Origin of the sequence: Streptomyces sp. NPDC048001 (assembly GCF_043203115.1) — a bacterium.
GTDB lineage: Bacteria > Actinomycetota > Actinomycetes > Streptomycetales > Streptomycetaceae > Streptomyces > Streptomyces sanyensis.
On record NZ_JBIDBN010000007.1, the window covers coordinates 186513 to 198973 of the forward strand.

13 protein-coding genes are annotated in these 12461 nt (G+C 75.8%); 6 read left to right on the forward strand and 7 right to left on the reverse strand.

Annotation, left to right across the window (positions count from 1 at the left end):
• Positions 1-63: 63 nt before the first annotated feature.
• On the reverse strand, positions 64-894 hold the full coding sequence (locus ACGF15_RS14850; RefSeq protein ID WP_362608292.1) for an alpha/beta fold hydrolase: 831 nt from the start codon (positions 892-894) through the stop codon (positions 64-66).
• Between the two features lie 238 nt (positions 895-1132).
• On the opposite strand from ACGF15_RS14850, the gene ACGF15_RS14855 reads away from it, so the two are divergent.
• Together ACGF15_RS14855 and ACGF15_RS14860 are read left to right on the forward strand one after the other, a co-directional pair.
• Entirely contained in the window at positions 1133-2026 is an 894-nt protein-coding gene (locus ACGF15_RS14855; RefSeq protein WP_392799121.1) for an RNA polymerase sigma-70 factor, read from the forward strand.
• A gap of 249 nt (positions 2027-2275) precedes the next feature.
• The gene (locus ACGF15_RS14860; RefSeq protein WP_345614909.1) at positions 2276-3040 is read left to right on the forward strand and encodes a GntR family transcriptional regulator; all 765 of its coding nucleotides are present in this window, start codon (positions 2276-2278) and stop codon (positions 3038-3040) included.
• Between the two features lie 100 nt (positions 3041-3140).
• Here ACGF15_RS14860 and ACGF15_RS14865 read toward each other — a convergent pair whose 3' ends face one another.
• Positions 3141-4298, reverse strand: coding sequence for an ROK family transcriptional regulator (locus ACGF15_RS14865; RefSeq protein WP_345614908.1), 1158 nt, complete (start codon positions 4296-4298; stop codon positions 3141-3143).
• A 198-nt stretch (positions 4299-4496) separates the two neighbouring features.
• On the opposite strand from ACGF15_RS14865, the gene ACGF15_RS14870 reads away from it, so the two are divergent.
• On the forward strand, positions 4497-4952 hold the full coding sequence (locus ACGF15_RS14870; RefSeq protein ID WP_345614907.1) for a hypothetical protein: 456 nt from the start codon (positions 4497-4499) through the stop codon (positions 4950-4952).
• A gap of 69 nt (positions 4953-5021) precedes the next feature.
• On the opposite strand, the gene mug is transcribed toward ACGF15_RS14870, so the two are convergent.
• The 3 genes from mug to ACGF15_RS14885 all read right to left on the reverse strand — a co-directional run bounded on the left by mug (position 5022) and on the right by ACGF15_RS14885 (position 7938).
• On the reverse strand, positions 5022-5576 hold the full coding sequence (mug, locus tag ACGF15_RS14875) for a G/U mismatch-specific DNA glycosylase (protein ID WP_345614924.1): 555 nt from the start codon (positions 5574-5576) through the stop codon (positions 5022-5024).
• Positions 5573-7015, reverse strand: a complete 1443-nt coding sequence (purB, locus tag ACGF15_RS14880; protein ID WP_345614906.1) for an adenylosuccinate lyase — start codon at positions 7013-7015, stop codon at positions 5573-5575. The genes mug and purB overlap by 4 nt, the downstream gene beginning before the upstream one ends.
• A gap of 116 nt (positions 7016-7131) precedes the next feature.
• Positions 7132-7938, reverse strand: a complete 807-nt coding sequence (locus ACGF15_RS14885; RefSeq protein ID WP_392799126.1) for an SGNH/GDSL hydrolase family protein — start codon at positions 7936-7938, stop codon at positions 7132-7134.
• 63 nt (positions 7939-8001) lie between these two features.
• Here ACGF15_RS14885 and ACGF15_RS14890 point away from each other — a divergent pair, with 63 nt between their 5' ends.
• Positions 8002-9006, forward strand: coding sequence for a maleylpyruvate isomerase family mycothiol-dependent enzyme (locus tag ACGF15_RS14890; RefSeq protein WP_392799130.1), 1005 nt, complete (start codon positions 8002-8004; stop codon positions 9004-9006).
• A gap of 57 nt (positions 9007-9063) precedes the next feature.
• On the opposite strand, the gene ACGF15_RS14895 is transcribed toward ACGF15_RS14890, so the two are convergent.
• Together ACGF15_RS14895 and ACGF15_RS14900 are read right to left on the reverse strand one after the other, a co-directional pair.
• On the reverse strand, positions 9064-10080 hold the full coding sequence (locus ACGF15_RS14895) for a hemolysin family protein (protein WP_392799133.1): 1017 nt from the start codon (positions 10078-10080) through the stop codon (positions 9064-9066).
• Positions 10077-11429, reverse strand: a complete 1353-nt coding sequence (locus ACGF15_RS14900; RefSeq protein ID WP_345614902.1) for a hemolysin family protein — start codon at positions 11427-11429, stop codon at positions 10077-10079. Before ACGF15_RS14900 ends, ACGF15_RS14895 begins: the two co-directional genes overlap by 4 nt.
• 419 nt (positions 11430-11848) lie before the next feature.
• On the opposite strand from ACGF15_RS14900, the gene ACGF15_RS14905 reads away from it, so the two are divergent.
• Complete coding sequence (locus ACGF15_RS14905) at positions 11849-12064, forward strand: antitoxin (RefSeq protein ID WP_345614901.1); 216 nt, start codon at positions 11849-11851, stop codon at positions 12062-12064.
• Entirely contained in the window at positions 12061-12432 is a 372-nt protein-coding gene (locus ACGF15_RS14910; protein WP_345614900.1) for a fic family toxin-antitoxin system, toxin component, read from the forward strand. Before ACGF15_RS14905 ends, ACGF15_RS14910 begins: the two co-directional genes overlap by 4 nt.
• Positions 12433-12461: the final 29 nt, after the last annotated feature.

A 12461-nucleotide genomic window follows, 5' to 3' on the forward strand; every position in this document is an offset into this window, starting at 1 on the left:
CCGTGCAGCAATTCGCCCGCCGACCGGCCGACAGGGGCGCCCGGGGGCCGTGCGGGAGCCCGGTCAGCGGCTGCCGTCGAGGAGCACCCGGGCCACCAGCGCCGGATCGTCGCTCATCGGCACATGGCCGCACCCCGGCAGGCGCACCAGGCGCGCGGCCGGGATCGTGTGCTTGGCGCGCGGCCCCTGGCGGGGCACCAGCAGGCGGTCCTTGGCGCCCCAGGCGATGGTCACCGGGACACCGGGCACGTCGTCGGTGAAGCGCACCCGCCCGCCGGCGCCCAGGGTCGGGGCGAACCCCGTCGCCCCGCGCAGCGCCCGTGTCTCGGCGACCGCCGCCTGCGGTGCGCGGCGGCCGGGCCGGGCGTAGATCGAGCTGACCAGCACGGCGCGTCCGGCGGTGGTGCGCGCCAGGCGCTCCACGGCCGGGCCGGGCAGCGAGCGGGCCGCCAGGCGCATCGCCCTCAGGGCGGTGAAGGCGTAGACCCGCTCGGCCTCCGACCAGAACCCGGCCGGGGACAGCGCGGTGACCGAGCGCACCAGCTTCTCCCGGCCCAGCTCCAGGGCGAGCAGGCCGCCCAGGGAGTTCCCCGCGACATGCGGGCGGTCGATGCCCAGCTCGCGGCAGAAGGCCTCCAGCACCGCCGTGACCGTCGGGAGGGCGTAGGGGAGGCCGGCGGGCAGCGGTGACGAGGCGCCGAAGCCCGGCAGGTCCACGGCGACCACCTCGCGCTCCGCCGCCAGCACGTCCAGCACCGGCTCCCACGCCTGCCAGTGGTGCCCGATGCCGTGCAGGAGCAGCAACGGAGCCCCGGAGCCCCGGCGTTCGTAGGCGAGGGTCAGCGATCCGCTGCCGTGGTCGCCGGGGACGGGGAACGAGATCGCTGAGGCCATGTCCTGCTGCTCCCTGGAGGTCCGGACGGTCCGTCAGCCATGATTACCGGGCGGTAGGTTCAAGGGCAAGGGGCGCGGGCGAAAGGCGGTGGGGGAGTGGTGGCACCGGGGGCGGGCCGGGCGGTCTCCGCGGCGGACGCGCGGCACGGCCGGGGGTGCGCCGCGGAGTGCTCCACCGCCGCCCCGCCGTCCCGAATCCGCTGGACAGCGCGCCCGTCGGTGGACTGGGATGGAGTCCATGGAGACCCCCGCCGCGACCGCCGTCTTCGAAGAGCACCGTGCGCTCCTGACGGGGGTGGCCTACCGGATGCTCGGCCGGGTCGCCGACGCCGAGGACGTGGTCCAGGAGGCGTGGCTGCGCTGGTCCTCCGGGGACCGGGCGGAGGTGCGCGAGCCGGGGGCCTTCCTGGTGCGGATCACCACCCGCCTGGCGATCGACCGGCTGCGGCACGTCACGTCCCGGCGCGAGGCCTACGTGGGCCCCTGGCTGCCGGAACCGGTGGTCACGCACTACGGCCCGCAGGTCCCCGACACCGCCGAACGCGCGCTCCTCGCGGACACGGTCTCGGTCGCCGTGCTGGTGGTCCTGGAGAGCCTCAGCCCCTCGGAGCGCGCGGTGTTCGTGCTCCGCGAGGCCTTCGGCTTCCCGTACGCGGAGATCGCCGCGACGCTGGAGAAGAGCGAGGCGGCCGTGCGCCAGCTCGCGGGCCGGGCCCGGCGGCACGTCGCGGAGCGGCGCCGCCGCTTCGACGCCGACCCCGCCCGGTGCCGCGAGCTGACGGAGCGCTTCCTGGAGGCCGCCGCGGGCGGCGACCTCCAGGGCCTGCTCCGCCTGCTGGCCCCCGACGTCACGCTGGTCGGCGACAGCGGAGGCAAGGCCAAGGCGCCGCGCAGGGTCCTGGTGACCGCCGACAAGGTGGGCCGCTTCCTGTGCGCCGTCACCCGCGACCCGGCCGAGGGGACGCAGTACTCCTTCGTCGAGGCCAACGGGGCGCCCGCCCTCCTGGTGTCCGTCGGCGGACGGCCGGACAGCGTCATCCAGTTGGAGGCCCGGGACGGGCGCATCACGTGTGTCTATATCGTCCGCAACCCGGACAAGCTCCAGGCGTTCGCCGTTCCCGCTCCGTCCTGAAACCGCTGTCCGCGCACGTCAGGCCCCGTGTCCGATTCGGGCGCGGGGACTTGTGCGTGCGGGTGGCGCGTGGATACGACATCCCTGTGAACGCCCTGCGAAGTCGCTCCGTCTCCCTGGGTGACCACCGCAGCATTGGTCTTGACCAAGGGGGTGGCCGGTTCTATGGTCACAGAGTTAGTGCAGGAACCTTTAATAAACAAGGGCACGGAAAGCCGCCGGGAACACGGCGATTGCGGAGGAGTCAGGGTGGGGACCACGCAGCTGGACACGGTGCCGGAACCTAAGTACTGGCACCTCAAGACGGTGCTCGCAGAGGCGCTCGACTCGGAGTTCGCCGTGGGCGAGATCCTGCCCAACGAGCGTGAGCTGGCGGCCCGTTTCGGTGTCGCCCGGGCCACCCTCCGGCAGGCGCTGGAGCAGTTGGAACTCGAAGGGCGCCTCCAGCGCCGCCGCGGCGTCGGCACCACGGTGGCGCCGCCCCGCATGGGCGTCGACGTCTCCTCCTCCGAGACCGCCTGGCCCGGTACCGGGCCCGAGTCCTGGCAGCCGACCGAGTGCACCGCCGCCGCGCCGCCCGCGGCGGTGGCCCGCCTCCTGGAGATCGGACCGGACGCGCAGACCCATGTGGTCCGCCGCGTCCGCACCAGCCACGGCCAGTCCCTCGCCGCGGAACTGCTCCACGTCCCCGCCGCCTCCGTGCCCGGGCTCACGGGCATCGACGCGCCCTCCGGCCCCGCCCTCGCCCGCACCGTGCTGCGCGAACTCGCCCGCCTCCCGCTGGACGGCCAGGACCGCTCCGTGGAACTCGGCTCCGCCGGCGCCGTGGACGCCAAGGAACTGGACCGCCTGCCCGGCGCCCCGGTCCTCGTGGTCACCACGCGCTACTTCTCCGGGGGGCGGACCGCGGCCGTGTCCCTGGCCACCTACCGGGCGGACACCTGCCGGCTCACCTTCGGCGCCCACGGCGGGCTGGAGATCCGCCACGAGGAGGAGCAGCGCCGGGTCTCCTGAAGGACGCCGCACCCAGCCCCGCGGCCGCGGGGCGGCGGTCCGGACGCCCGCGCGAGGACGCGTCCGGCGCCGCCGCACGGCCGCGGACCCGCCGGGGGGCTCAGCGCCGCGCCGTGACCGTGCCCTCCACGGCGAACAACTGCTCCTCGACGTGGTCCAGGGCCAGCCGCAGTGCTCCGGTCGCGACCGCGGCCTCACCGAGCAGGGACAGCACCACCTGAGGCGGCCGCAGGCAGTAGCGAGCCAGCTCCTCGCGCAGCGGCTGCAGGACGCCGTCGAGTCCGGCGGCCCAGCCGCCCACGACCACCAGCTCCGGATCGAGGGCCAGCACCAGCGCGGCCACGTCGTGCACCAGGCGCTGGAGGAACCGCTCGACCGCGGCACGGGCCCCCTCGTCGCCCTGCCGGGCGAGGGCGAACACCTCGGCCACGGCGTGCTCGTCCAGCGGGTGCAGCGGCTCGCCCGTCGTGGACAGCAGCCGCTCCGGCGCCACCCCGCGCCCGAGCAGGTGCAGTGCCCCGATCTCGCCCGCCGCGCCCCCGAAGCCCCGGTGCAGCCTCCCGCCGATGAGCGAACCGGCGCCGGGGCTCAGGCCCGCCATCACGAAGACGATGTCGTCCGACTCCGTCGCCGCGCCCTTCCAGTGCTCGGCGACGGCGGCCGCGTTGGCGTCGTTCTCCACCAGCACCGGGCAGCGGAAGGAGCGGCCCAGCCGCTCGCCCAGCGGCAGCCCCGTCCACCCCGGCAGCGCCGTCGACAGGCGGACCGTGCCGTCCGCCTCCACGATGCCCGGCGATCCCACGCCCACGGCCCGCAGACTGCTGCGCGGCACACCGGTGCGCCGCAGCAGGTCCGTGACCACCGAGCGCACCTTCTCCAGCCGGTCATCGGCGCTCGCCGCCTGGGTGACCTCGCGGCTGCCCGCCCCGATGATCCGCCCGTCGAGCCCCGACAGCAGGGCCGCGATGCGGTGGGGACCGATCTCGATGCCCAGCAGGTGCCCGGCCTCCGCACGGAAGCGGTAGCGGCGTGCGGGACGGCCCTGGCGGCGGGCCCCGCCCTCCTCGGGGACGCTCTCGACCACCAGCCCGGCCTCCACGAGGCCCTCCACGACCCCCTCGACCGTGGGCCGGGACAGCCCGGTGATCCGGGTCAGGTCCGTGAGCGTGGGCGAGTCGGCCGCCCGCAGGGAATGGAGCACCACCGCGGAGTTGATCCGCCGCAGCAGCGAAGGGTCTCCGCCGGTCAGCCGCCCCACTGTGTGTCCTCCCGGCTCGTACGCGTTGTTGCCGGATGGTACTCGGCGACTCGGACAGCCGCGCATCCGGCCCGGGGCCGGCACGCCCCCGGGCGGGGCTCCGGCGGGCCGCCGCCGGAGGGGCCGGGCGGGGCGATGGGCGCCACCGAGCTGCTGACGCACCGCCAACTGTCGTACCCGGGGCGTTTACTGGCCTCCATGACCACCGCCCGGTATCTGGCCGCCATCGACGCGCTGCTCCGAGAGCCCTTCCCGGCCGAGCACCTGCCCACCCGGTTCGGCGACAGCGGCCCCGGCTTCCACCGGGCGCGTCCCGGCCCGGCCGGGCCGGAGGCGCACGGGCCTCCCGCGGACCCCGACGGGCGGGACGCAGACCCCGACGGGCAGGCGGAGCGGTGCCGGGCGGAGGGCGAGGCGCTGGCGGCGGCGCTCCGGGCCCGGTGGGGGCCGCCCGAGCACCTGGGACTCTGGTCCGCCTCGGTCCGCGACGCGGCGGGCCGGACGCCCCCGGCGCCCTGGGACGAGGCGGTCCGGCGGGCCGACGACGTCCTGCTGTGGCGGGTCGGCCGCCGGTGGGCCGGCCTGGCCGCGGCCCGCTGCGGCGAGGGGCGCCTGGAACTCCTCGTCCTCGTCACCGAGATCGACCCGCCCTGAGGGGCACGGCAGGAGCGGAACCCGCCCCCGGGCGCACCCCGGCCGCGGCCCCCGCCCCGCGGCCCGGGCTCAGCACGGGGGCGGTCCGGCGGCCGTCCGCAGCTCCGCGTAGGCCGCGGCCATCGCGTCGAGGGACCAGTGGGCGTTCAGGCCGCTGGGGTTGGGCAGCACCCAGACCCGGACCCCGCCGACGGTGCGCTGCTGGGGCCCCACCGAGGCGCCGCGCTCGCCGAAGGCCGCGCGGTAGGCGGTGACCCCCGCCACCGCCAGCCAGCCCGGCCGCAGCCGCGCCGCCTTCTCCGCGAGCAGCCGTCCGCCCTCGCGGTACTCCTCCGCCGTCAGCTCGTCGGCCCGAGCGGTGGCCCGGGCGACGACATTGGTGATGCCCAGGCCCAGCGCCGGTAGCCGGTGCTGCTCGGAGGGGTCCAGACGCCGCGGGGTGAACCCCGACCGGTGCAGCACCGGCCAGAAGCGGTTCCCGGGCCGCGCGAAGTGGTGGCCGGTGGCCGCCGTCATCAGCCCCGGGTTGATCCCGCAGAACAGCACGCGCAGGCCGTCCGCGACCACGTCCGGCACCAGCCGGTCGCGGGCGGCCTCCAGCTCCGCCGCCGTCGGGCGGGTCAGAGGATCGCCCCCGGCGCGTAGCCGGCCGCCTCCGGGTGGCGCTTGACGACCTCCTCGATCCGGGCCGCCACCGAGGCGACCTGGCCCGCCGCGGCACCCGTGAAGGACAGCTTGTCCGCCATCAGGGCGTCCAGAGCGGCCCGGTCCAGCGGGATGCGCTCGTCGGCGGCCAGCTTGTCCAGCAGCTCGTTGCGCTCGGCGCCCTGCTCGCGCATGGCCAGCGCCGAGGCCACCGCGTGCTCCTTGATCGCCTCGTGGGCCACCTCGCGGCCCACCCCGGCGCGCACCGCGCCCATCAGGACCTTGGTGGTGGCGAGGAACGGCAGGTAGCGGTCCAGCTCGCGGGCGACCACGGCGGGGAAGGCGCCGAACTCGTCGAGCACCGTCAGGAAGGTCTCCAGCAGGCCGTCGAAGGCGAAGAAGGCGTCCGGCAGGGCGACGCGGCGCACCACCGAGCAGGAGACGTCGCCCTCGTTCCACTGGTCGCCGGCCAGCTCGCCGGTCATCGAGGCGTATCCGCGCAGGATGACCATCAGGCCGTTGACCCGCTCGCAGGAACGGGTGTTCATCTTGTGCGGCATGGCCGAGGAGCCGACCTGCCCCGGCTTGAAGCCCTCGGTCACCAGCTCGTGGCCCGCCATCAGCCGGACCGTCTTGGCGACGGAGGAGGGGCCGGCGGCCAGCTGCACCAGAGCCGAGACCACGTCGTAGTCGAGGGAGCGGGGGTAGACCTGGCCCACCGAGGTGAAGGCGCGGGCGAAGCCCAGGTGGCCCGCGATGCGCTCCTCCAGCTCGGCCAGCCTGCCCGCGTCGCCGCCCAGCAGGTCCAGCATGTCCTGCGCGGTGCCGACGGGGCCCTTGATGCCCCGCAGCGGGTAGCGCTCCAGCAGGTCCTCCAGCCGCCCGAAGGCCACCAGCAGCTCGTCGGCGGCGGTGGCGAAGCGCTTGCCCAGCGTCGTCGCCTGAGCGGCGACGTTGTGCGAGCGGCCCGCCATCACGAGCTCGGCGTACTCGCCCGCGAGCCGGCCCAGCCGGGCCAGGACGGCCACCGTGCGGTCGCGGACCAGCTCCAGCGAGCGGCGGACCTGGAGCTGCTCCACGTTCTCCGTGAGGTCCCGCGAGGTCATGCCCTTGTGGACGTGCTCGTGCCCGGCGAGGGCGTTGAACTCCTCGATGCGGGCCTTCACGTCGTGGCGGGTGACCTTCTCGCGCTCGGCGATCGACCCCAGGTCGACCCGGTCGAGCACGCGCTCGTAGTCCGCGAGGGCCTCGTCGGGGACGTCGATGCCGAGGTCCTTCTGGGCGCGCAGCACCGCCAGCCAGAGCCGGCGCTCCAGCTTGACCTTCTCCTCGGGGGACCAGAGGACGGCGAGCTCCGCGGAGGCGTAGCGGCCGGCCAGGACATTGGGGATGCGAGGCTTCGCAGACACAGCAGTCACGTGTCCGGATTCTACTGGTGGTTCCTGCAGGCCAGCGCCGCGGTCCCGGTTGTGGCTTGCTACGAGGGGCCGGGCTCCGGGGCTCCGGGGCCGTCGGCGGCCCGCCGCCCGGAGCGTCAGGCTCCGCCCGGCACTCCGGCGCCCCGCCCCGGCGGGGGCTCGTAGGGCAGCAGGCCGGGGCGCTTGGCCGGCAGACCGTCGCCCGAGGAGCGGCCCGTCAGCCGTCGCCCGATCCATGGCCCCAGGTGCTGGCGGGCGAACCGGAGGTCCTCCGCCCGCCGTGCCGACCAGCCCGGCAGCGCCCCCGGCGGCAGTCCGGCCCGCCAGTCCTCCTCCGCCGCCAGGCCCAGCGTCTGCCACACGGCCTCGGCGACGCGCCGGTGGCCCTCGCCCGTCAGATGCAGCCGGTCCGCGGCCCACAGCCGGGGGTCGCCGAGCACCGGGGCCCCGTACAGGTCGACGACCTGCGCCCCGTAGGCCGCCGCGAGGGCGTCGACATGGGCGATCAGCTCCTCCATCCGCGGACGGAAGCGCTCCATCACCGGGCCGCGCCGGCCGGGGGACCGCATCAGCACCAGGGTTCCGCAGGCGGGTGCCAGCCGGGCCACCGCCTCCTCCAGCAGGCCCCTGACCCGGCCCATGTCGCAGCGCGGGCGCAGGGCGTCGTTGAGGCCGCCGACCAGCGTGACCACGTCGGCCCGCATCTCCGCCGCCGGGCCGACCTGCTCGCTCACGATCTGCCCGATGAGCTTGCCCCGCACGGCGAGGTTCGCGTAGCGGAAGCCCGGCTCCCGGGCCGCCATCCGCCCGGCCAGGACGTCGGCCCACCCCCGGTAGCTCCCGTCGGGCAGCCGGTCCGACATGCCCTCGGTGAACGAGTCGCCGACCGCGACGAAACTGGTGTAGGTGGCATGCGTCTCCATGGCGCAGTGATCCTACCGCGCGGTAGGGTCCCCCGGTTCCGTACCGGGGAAGGGGAGCGACCCGTGAGCGACGCCCTGCTGCACGCGCTGGCCGAGGCACTGGCCGACGTGGTGGTCTCGATCGACACCTGCGACGACGGGGAGCTGGACCCCGACACCGCCGTCGCCTGGCTGGAGGGCACCGGGGCGGTTCTGGACAGACTTCCGCCCGCCGACCGCCGCGCGCTCGCCCGCCTGCTGCGCGCCGCCGCCGGCCGCAGGCCGCCGGGCCGGGAGCGGCAGGCGCTGCTGCGGGTCCCGGACGGCCTGGGCCTCGACGACGACCAGCACGAGCTGTACTGCGACGCCGTGGAGGACCTGGTGGGCAGCCTGGTGCGGCTCGCCCGGGACGCCGACCCGGCCACCCCGGTGCCCGCCCGCCCGGGGTGGACCCTCGCCGACGTGGTGCGCCACCACGGCACCACCCACCGCTGGGTCGCCCACACGGTGCGGATCCGCGCGGCGGAGCGGGTGTGGGCGCACGAGGTTCCCGCGGACCTGCCGGACGACCCGGCCGCCTACCCCGACTGGCTGGCGCGCTCCGCGGACGCCGCGCTCTCGGTGCTCCGCAAGGCCGACCCGGACACGCCCGTGTGGTCCCAGGGCGCGGACCAGCGCATCGCCCACTACCCGCGCCGCCTGCTGTTCGAGGCGCTCGTCCACCTCTGCGACGCGCAGGCCGCGCTGGGCGAGGAGCCGCACATCGGGCCCGCAACGGCGGCCGACGGCATCGCGGAGTTCCTGGAGAACCTGCCCCATGCGCCGCACCTCGCGCAGCCGCTCGCCGCGCTGCCGGTCGGCTCCGTGGGCCTGACCGCCCGCGACACGGGCGCCGCCTGGACGGTGCGCTTCGGGCCGGGCGGCCTGCGCTGGACCGCCTGCGCGGGCCCCGCCGACGTACGGGTCGAGGCCCCCGCCGCCGCACTGCTGCTGCTGGTGTACGGGCGACGGCGCCCGGGGGATCCCGAGGTGGCCGTCCGCGGCGACCGCGCCGTGCTGGACGCCTGGCTCGCCGCCACCGCCCCGTGACGCGGACCGGCCCCGGCGGTGGACGCCGGGGCCGGTCCACCGCCGGGGCCGGGCGGCTCAGGCGCCGGGCCGCCCGACCAGCTCCCGCAGGATGTCCTCCATCGTCACCAGCCCCTCCGGCCGGCCCGCCTCGTCCAGGACCGCGGCGAGGTGGGTACGGCTGCGGCGCATCGCGGTGAGGACGTCGTCGAGCGGGGTGGTGGCCCGCACCCGGGCGATCGGGCGCAGCGCCGTCACCGGGAACGGCAGGTCCCGCGGCATCGCGTCCAGCGCGTCCTTCACATGGAGGTAGCCGAGGATCCGGCGGCCCGTGTCGATGACCGGGAAGCGGGAGAACCCGGACTCCGACGACAGGGCCTCCAGCTGCTCCGGCGTCGTGCCCGCCTTGGCGTACACCACCCGCTCGACCGGCATCACCACGTCCCGGACCGGGCGGCGGCCCAGCTCCAGGGCGTCCCGCAGCCGCACGGCCGCGCGGTCGTCGAGCAGCCCGGCCTCACCGGCGTCCCGGACCATGGTGGCCAGCTCGTCGTCGGAGAAGGTCGCCGTGACCTCGTCCTTGGGCTCCACCCGGAGCAGCTTCAGCACCCCGTTCGCGAGCGCGTTGATCGTGAAGATCACCGGGCGCAGGGCGCGGGCCAGCGCCACCAGCGGCGGTCCGAGGAACAGGGCCGTGCGCCGGGGCTCGGCCAGCGCGATGTTCTTCGGCACCATCTCGCCCAGCAGCATGTGCAGATAGGTCGCCACGGACAGCGCGATGACGAACGAGATCGGGTGCACCAGCGGGTGCGGCACACCGACCGCGTCGAACACCGGCTCCAGCAGGTGCGCGATCGCCGGCTCGGCCACGATGCCGAGCACCAGCGTGCACAGCGTGATGCCCAGCTGGGCGGCGGCGAGCAGCGCCGAGACGTGCTCCAGCGCCCACAGCACACTGCGGGCGCGCTTGTTGCCCGCCTGCGCCTCCGGCTCGACCTGGCTGCGGCGCACGGAGATCAGGGCGAACTCGGCGCCGACGAAGAAGGCGTTGGCCACCAGCGTGAGCAGGCCGATCAGCAACTGGACCGCGGTCATCGGCCCGCCTCCTCTCCGGTGCCGCCCGCGCCCGCGGCCCCGTCGCCGGGCGGCGCGTGCATCAGCACCCGGGCCGCGCGGCGCCCCGAGGCGTCCACGATGTCGAGGCGCCAGCCCGCCAGGTCGATCCGGTCCCCCTCGGCCGGGATGCGGCCGAGCGAGGTCGCGACCACGCCCGCGAGGGTCTCGTAGGGGCCGTCGGGGACCTGCAGCCCGATCGCCGCCAGCTGGTCGATGCGCGCCGCGCCGTCCGCCGACCACAGGCCGCGGCCGTCCGCGTCCTCGCCGGCCCGTGCCAGGTCGGGGGTCTCGTGCGGGTCGTGCTCGTCGCGGACCTCCCCGACGACCTCCTCGACGATGTCCTCCAGCGTCACCACCCCGGCGGTGCCGCCGTACTCGTCGATCACCACCGCCAGCGTGGACCGGCCGGAGAGGCGGTCCAGCAGGCGGTCGACGGTCAGGCTCTCCGGCACCAGCACCGGCTCGCGCAGCAGGGCCGACACGCCGCGCCGGGCGCGGTCGGCGGCCGGGATGGCCAGCACGTCCTTGATGTGCGCGATGCCGACGACCGTGTCCAGGCTGCCGCGGTAGACGGGAAAGCGGGAGAGGCCGGTGGCACGGGTGGCGTTGGCGATGTCCTCGGCCGTCGCCGACACGTCCAGGGCCATCACCTGCACCCGGGGGGTCATCACGTTCTCCGTGGTGAGCTCGGCCAGGTTCAGGGTGCGGACGAACAGCTCGGCGGTGTCCGCCTCCAGCGCGCCCTCCTTCGCGGAGTGGCGCGCGAGCGCCACCAGCTCCTTGGGGCTGCGGGCGGAGGCGAGCTCCTCGGTGGGCTCCATGCCCAGCCGGGTGACCATCCTGTTGGCGGTGCTGTTGAGGTGGCCGATGAAGGGCCGGAACGCCGCGGTGAACAGGCGCTGGGGCCCGGCGACCACCTTGGCGACGGACAGCGGCGAGGAGATGGCCCAGTTCTTGGGCACCAGCTCGCCGACGACCATCAGCACCACGGTCGACAGGGCGGTACCGATCACCAGGGCGGCCGAGGAGGCCACCTGGGGGGAGAAGCCGAGCGCCTCGACCGGCCCGCGGATGAGCGCGGCGATGGAGGGCTCGGCGAGCATGCCCACGACCAGGTTGGTCACCGTGATGCCGAGCTGGGCGCCGGACAGCTGGAAGGTGAGGCTGCGGACGGCCTTCAGCGCTCCCGCGGCCCCGCGCTCGCCCCGCTCCACGGCCCGTTCGAGGTCGCCGCGCTCGACGGTCGTCAGCGAGAACTCGGCCGCGACGAAGGCGCCGCACGCGAGGGAGAGCAGTACGGCCACGACGAGCAGCAGTACTTCGGTCATCGGTTCACCTCCGTCCCATGATCGGTCAGGGGGAGGCGGATCGCGCGATGTCTGCTACTGGGAGGCTCGCCCATGGGCGGACGCTCACACCTTTCGAACGTGGGGCCGATGTCGGCCCTATCGTAGAAGGCCGCGCGGCCGACCGTGCGCGCCGGTCGCCGACGCGGGTGCCGCGGCGTGCCGCCGGGTCCCCCGCGCGGCCCGGACGGGGCCCCGGGCGCCTGCCGCCGGACGGCGCGCACGGCCTCCGTCCCCTCCGGTCCGCCCGTGCGCGTCCGCACCTCCTCCACGGGCCCCGAGTCCGCCACGGCCGGGGAGCCGCCCGCCGTCCGGTTCCCCCGCCGTCCGGTGCCACAGGGCGGTGCGACTCCGCCGCGCAGGGCCTTGCCGGTGCTAGCGTCGCGGCGCTAGCGTGGGGTATGGCCAAGACCCAGCTGAACGTGCGCGTGGACACCAGCACCGCCGAGACCGCCCGCCGGCAGGCGGACGCCCGGGGCATGAGCGTCAACCGCTACATCGAGGAACTCGTCCGCAGGGACGCGGGCGAGGCCGGGCGCACCTTCGTGGACTCGGCCGCGGCGTTCATGGAGGACTACGCCTCGGCCTTCGCCGAGGAGCCCGGCGACCGGCGGTGAGCCTCCCGATCGATCTCGCCTGGCTGCTGATGGTGGCCGAGCACCGCACCCCCGGCGACCCCCGGGTGACCGACTGGGGCGCACTCATCGCCGCCGTGGCCCGCCACGACGCGGAGATCTTCGGGACCCCCGTCTACGGCGATCCGCACGAGCGCGCCGCGGCCCTGCTCCACCTGCTGCTCCGCGTGCCGGCGCTGGAGCACTCCAACGCCCTCTTCGCCAGCGCCGTGGCCTACGGCTACCTCGTCGCCTCCGGGGTCGAGGTGGAGACCTCGGCGGAGCGGGTGCGCGACCTCGCGCGCCTGGTCGCCCGGGACCGGGCCGACGTCCGCGCCATCGCGGACGAGCTGCGCGGCTGGCGCCCCTGAGCCGCACGCCCCGGCCGGGACCAGGAGGC

Bases quoted from the DNA above. Each gene is read 5' to 3' on its own strand.
- ACGF15_RS14885 (WP_392799126.1), bottom strand. From the start codon at position 7,938: ATGGAGACGCATGCCACCTACACCAGTTTCGTCGCGGTCGGCGACTCG.
- ACGF15_RS14905 (WP_345614901.1), top strand. From the start codon at position 11,849: ATGGCCAAGACCCAGCTGAACGTGCGCGTGGACACCAGCACCGCCGAG.
- ACGF15_RS14895 (WP_392799133.1), bottom strand. From the start codon at position 10,080: ATGACCGCGGTCCAGTTGCTGATCGGCCTGCTCACGCTGGTGGCCAAC.
- ACGF15_RS14855 (WP_392799121.1), top strand. From the start codon at position 1,133: ATGGAGACCCCCGCCGCGACCGCCGTCTTCGAAGAGCACCGTGCGCTC.
- ACGF15_RS14850 (WP_362608292.1), bottom strand. From the start codon at position 894: ATGGCCTCAGCGATCTCGTTCCCCGTCCCCGGCGACCACGGCAGCGGA.
- ACGF15_RS14870 (WP_345614907.1), top strand. From the start codon at position 4,497: ATGACCACCGCCCGGTATCTGGCCGCCATCGACGCGCTGCTCCGAGAG.
- ACGF15_RS14900 (WP_345614902.1), bottom strand. From the start codon at position 11,429: ATGACCGAAGTACTGCTGCTCGTCGTGGCCGTACTGCTCTCCCTCGCG.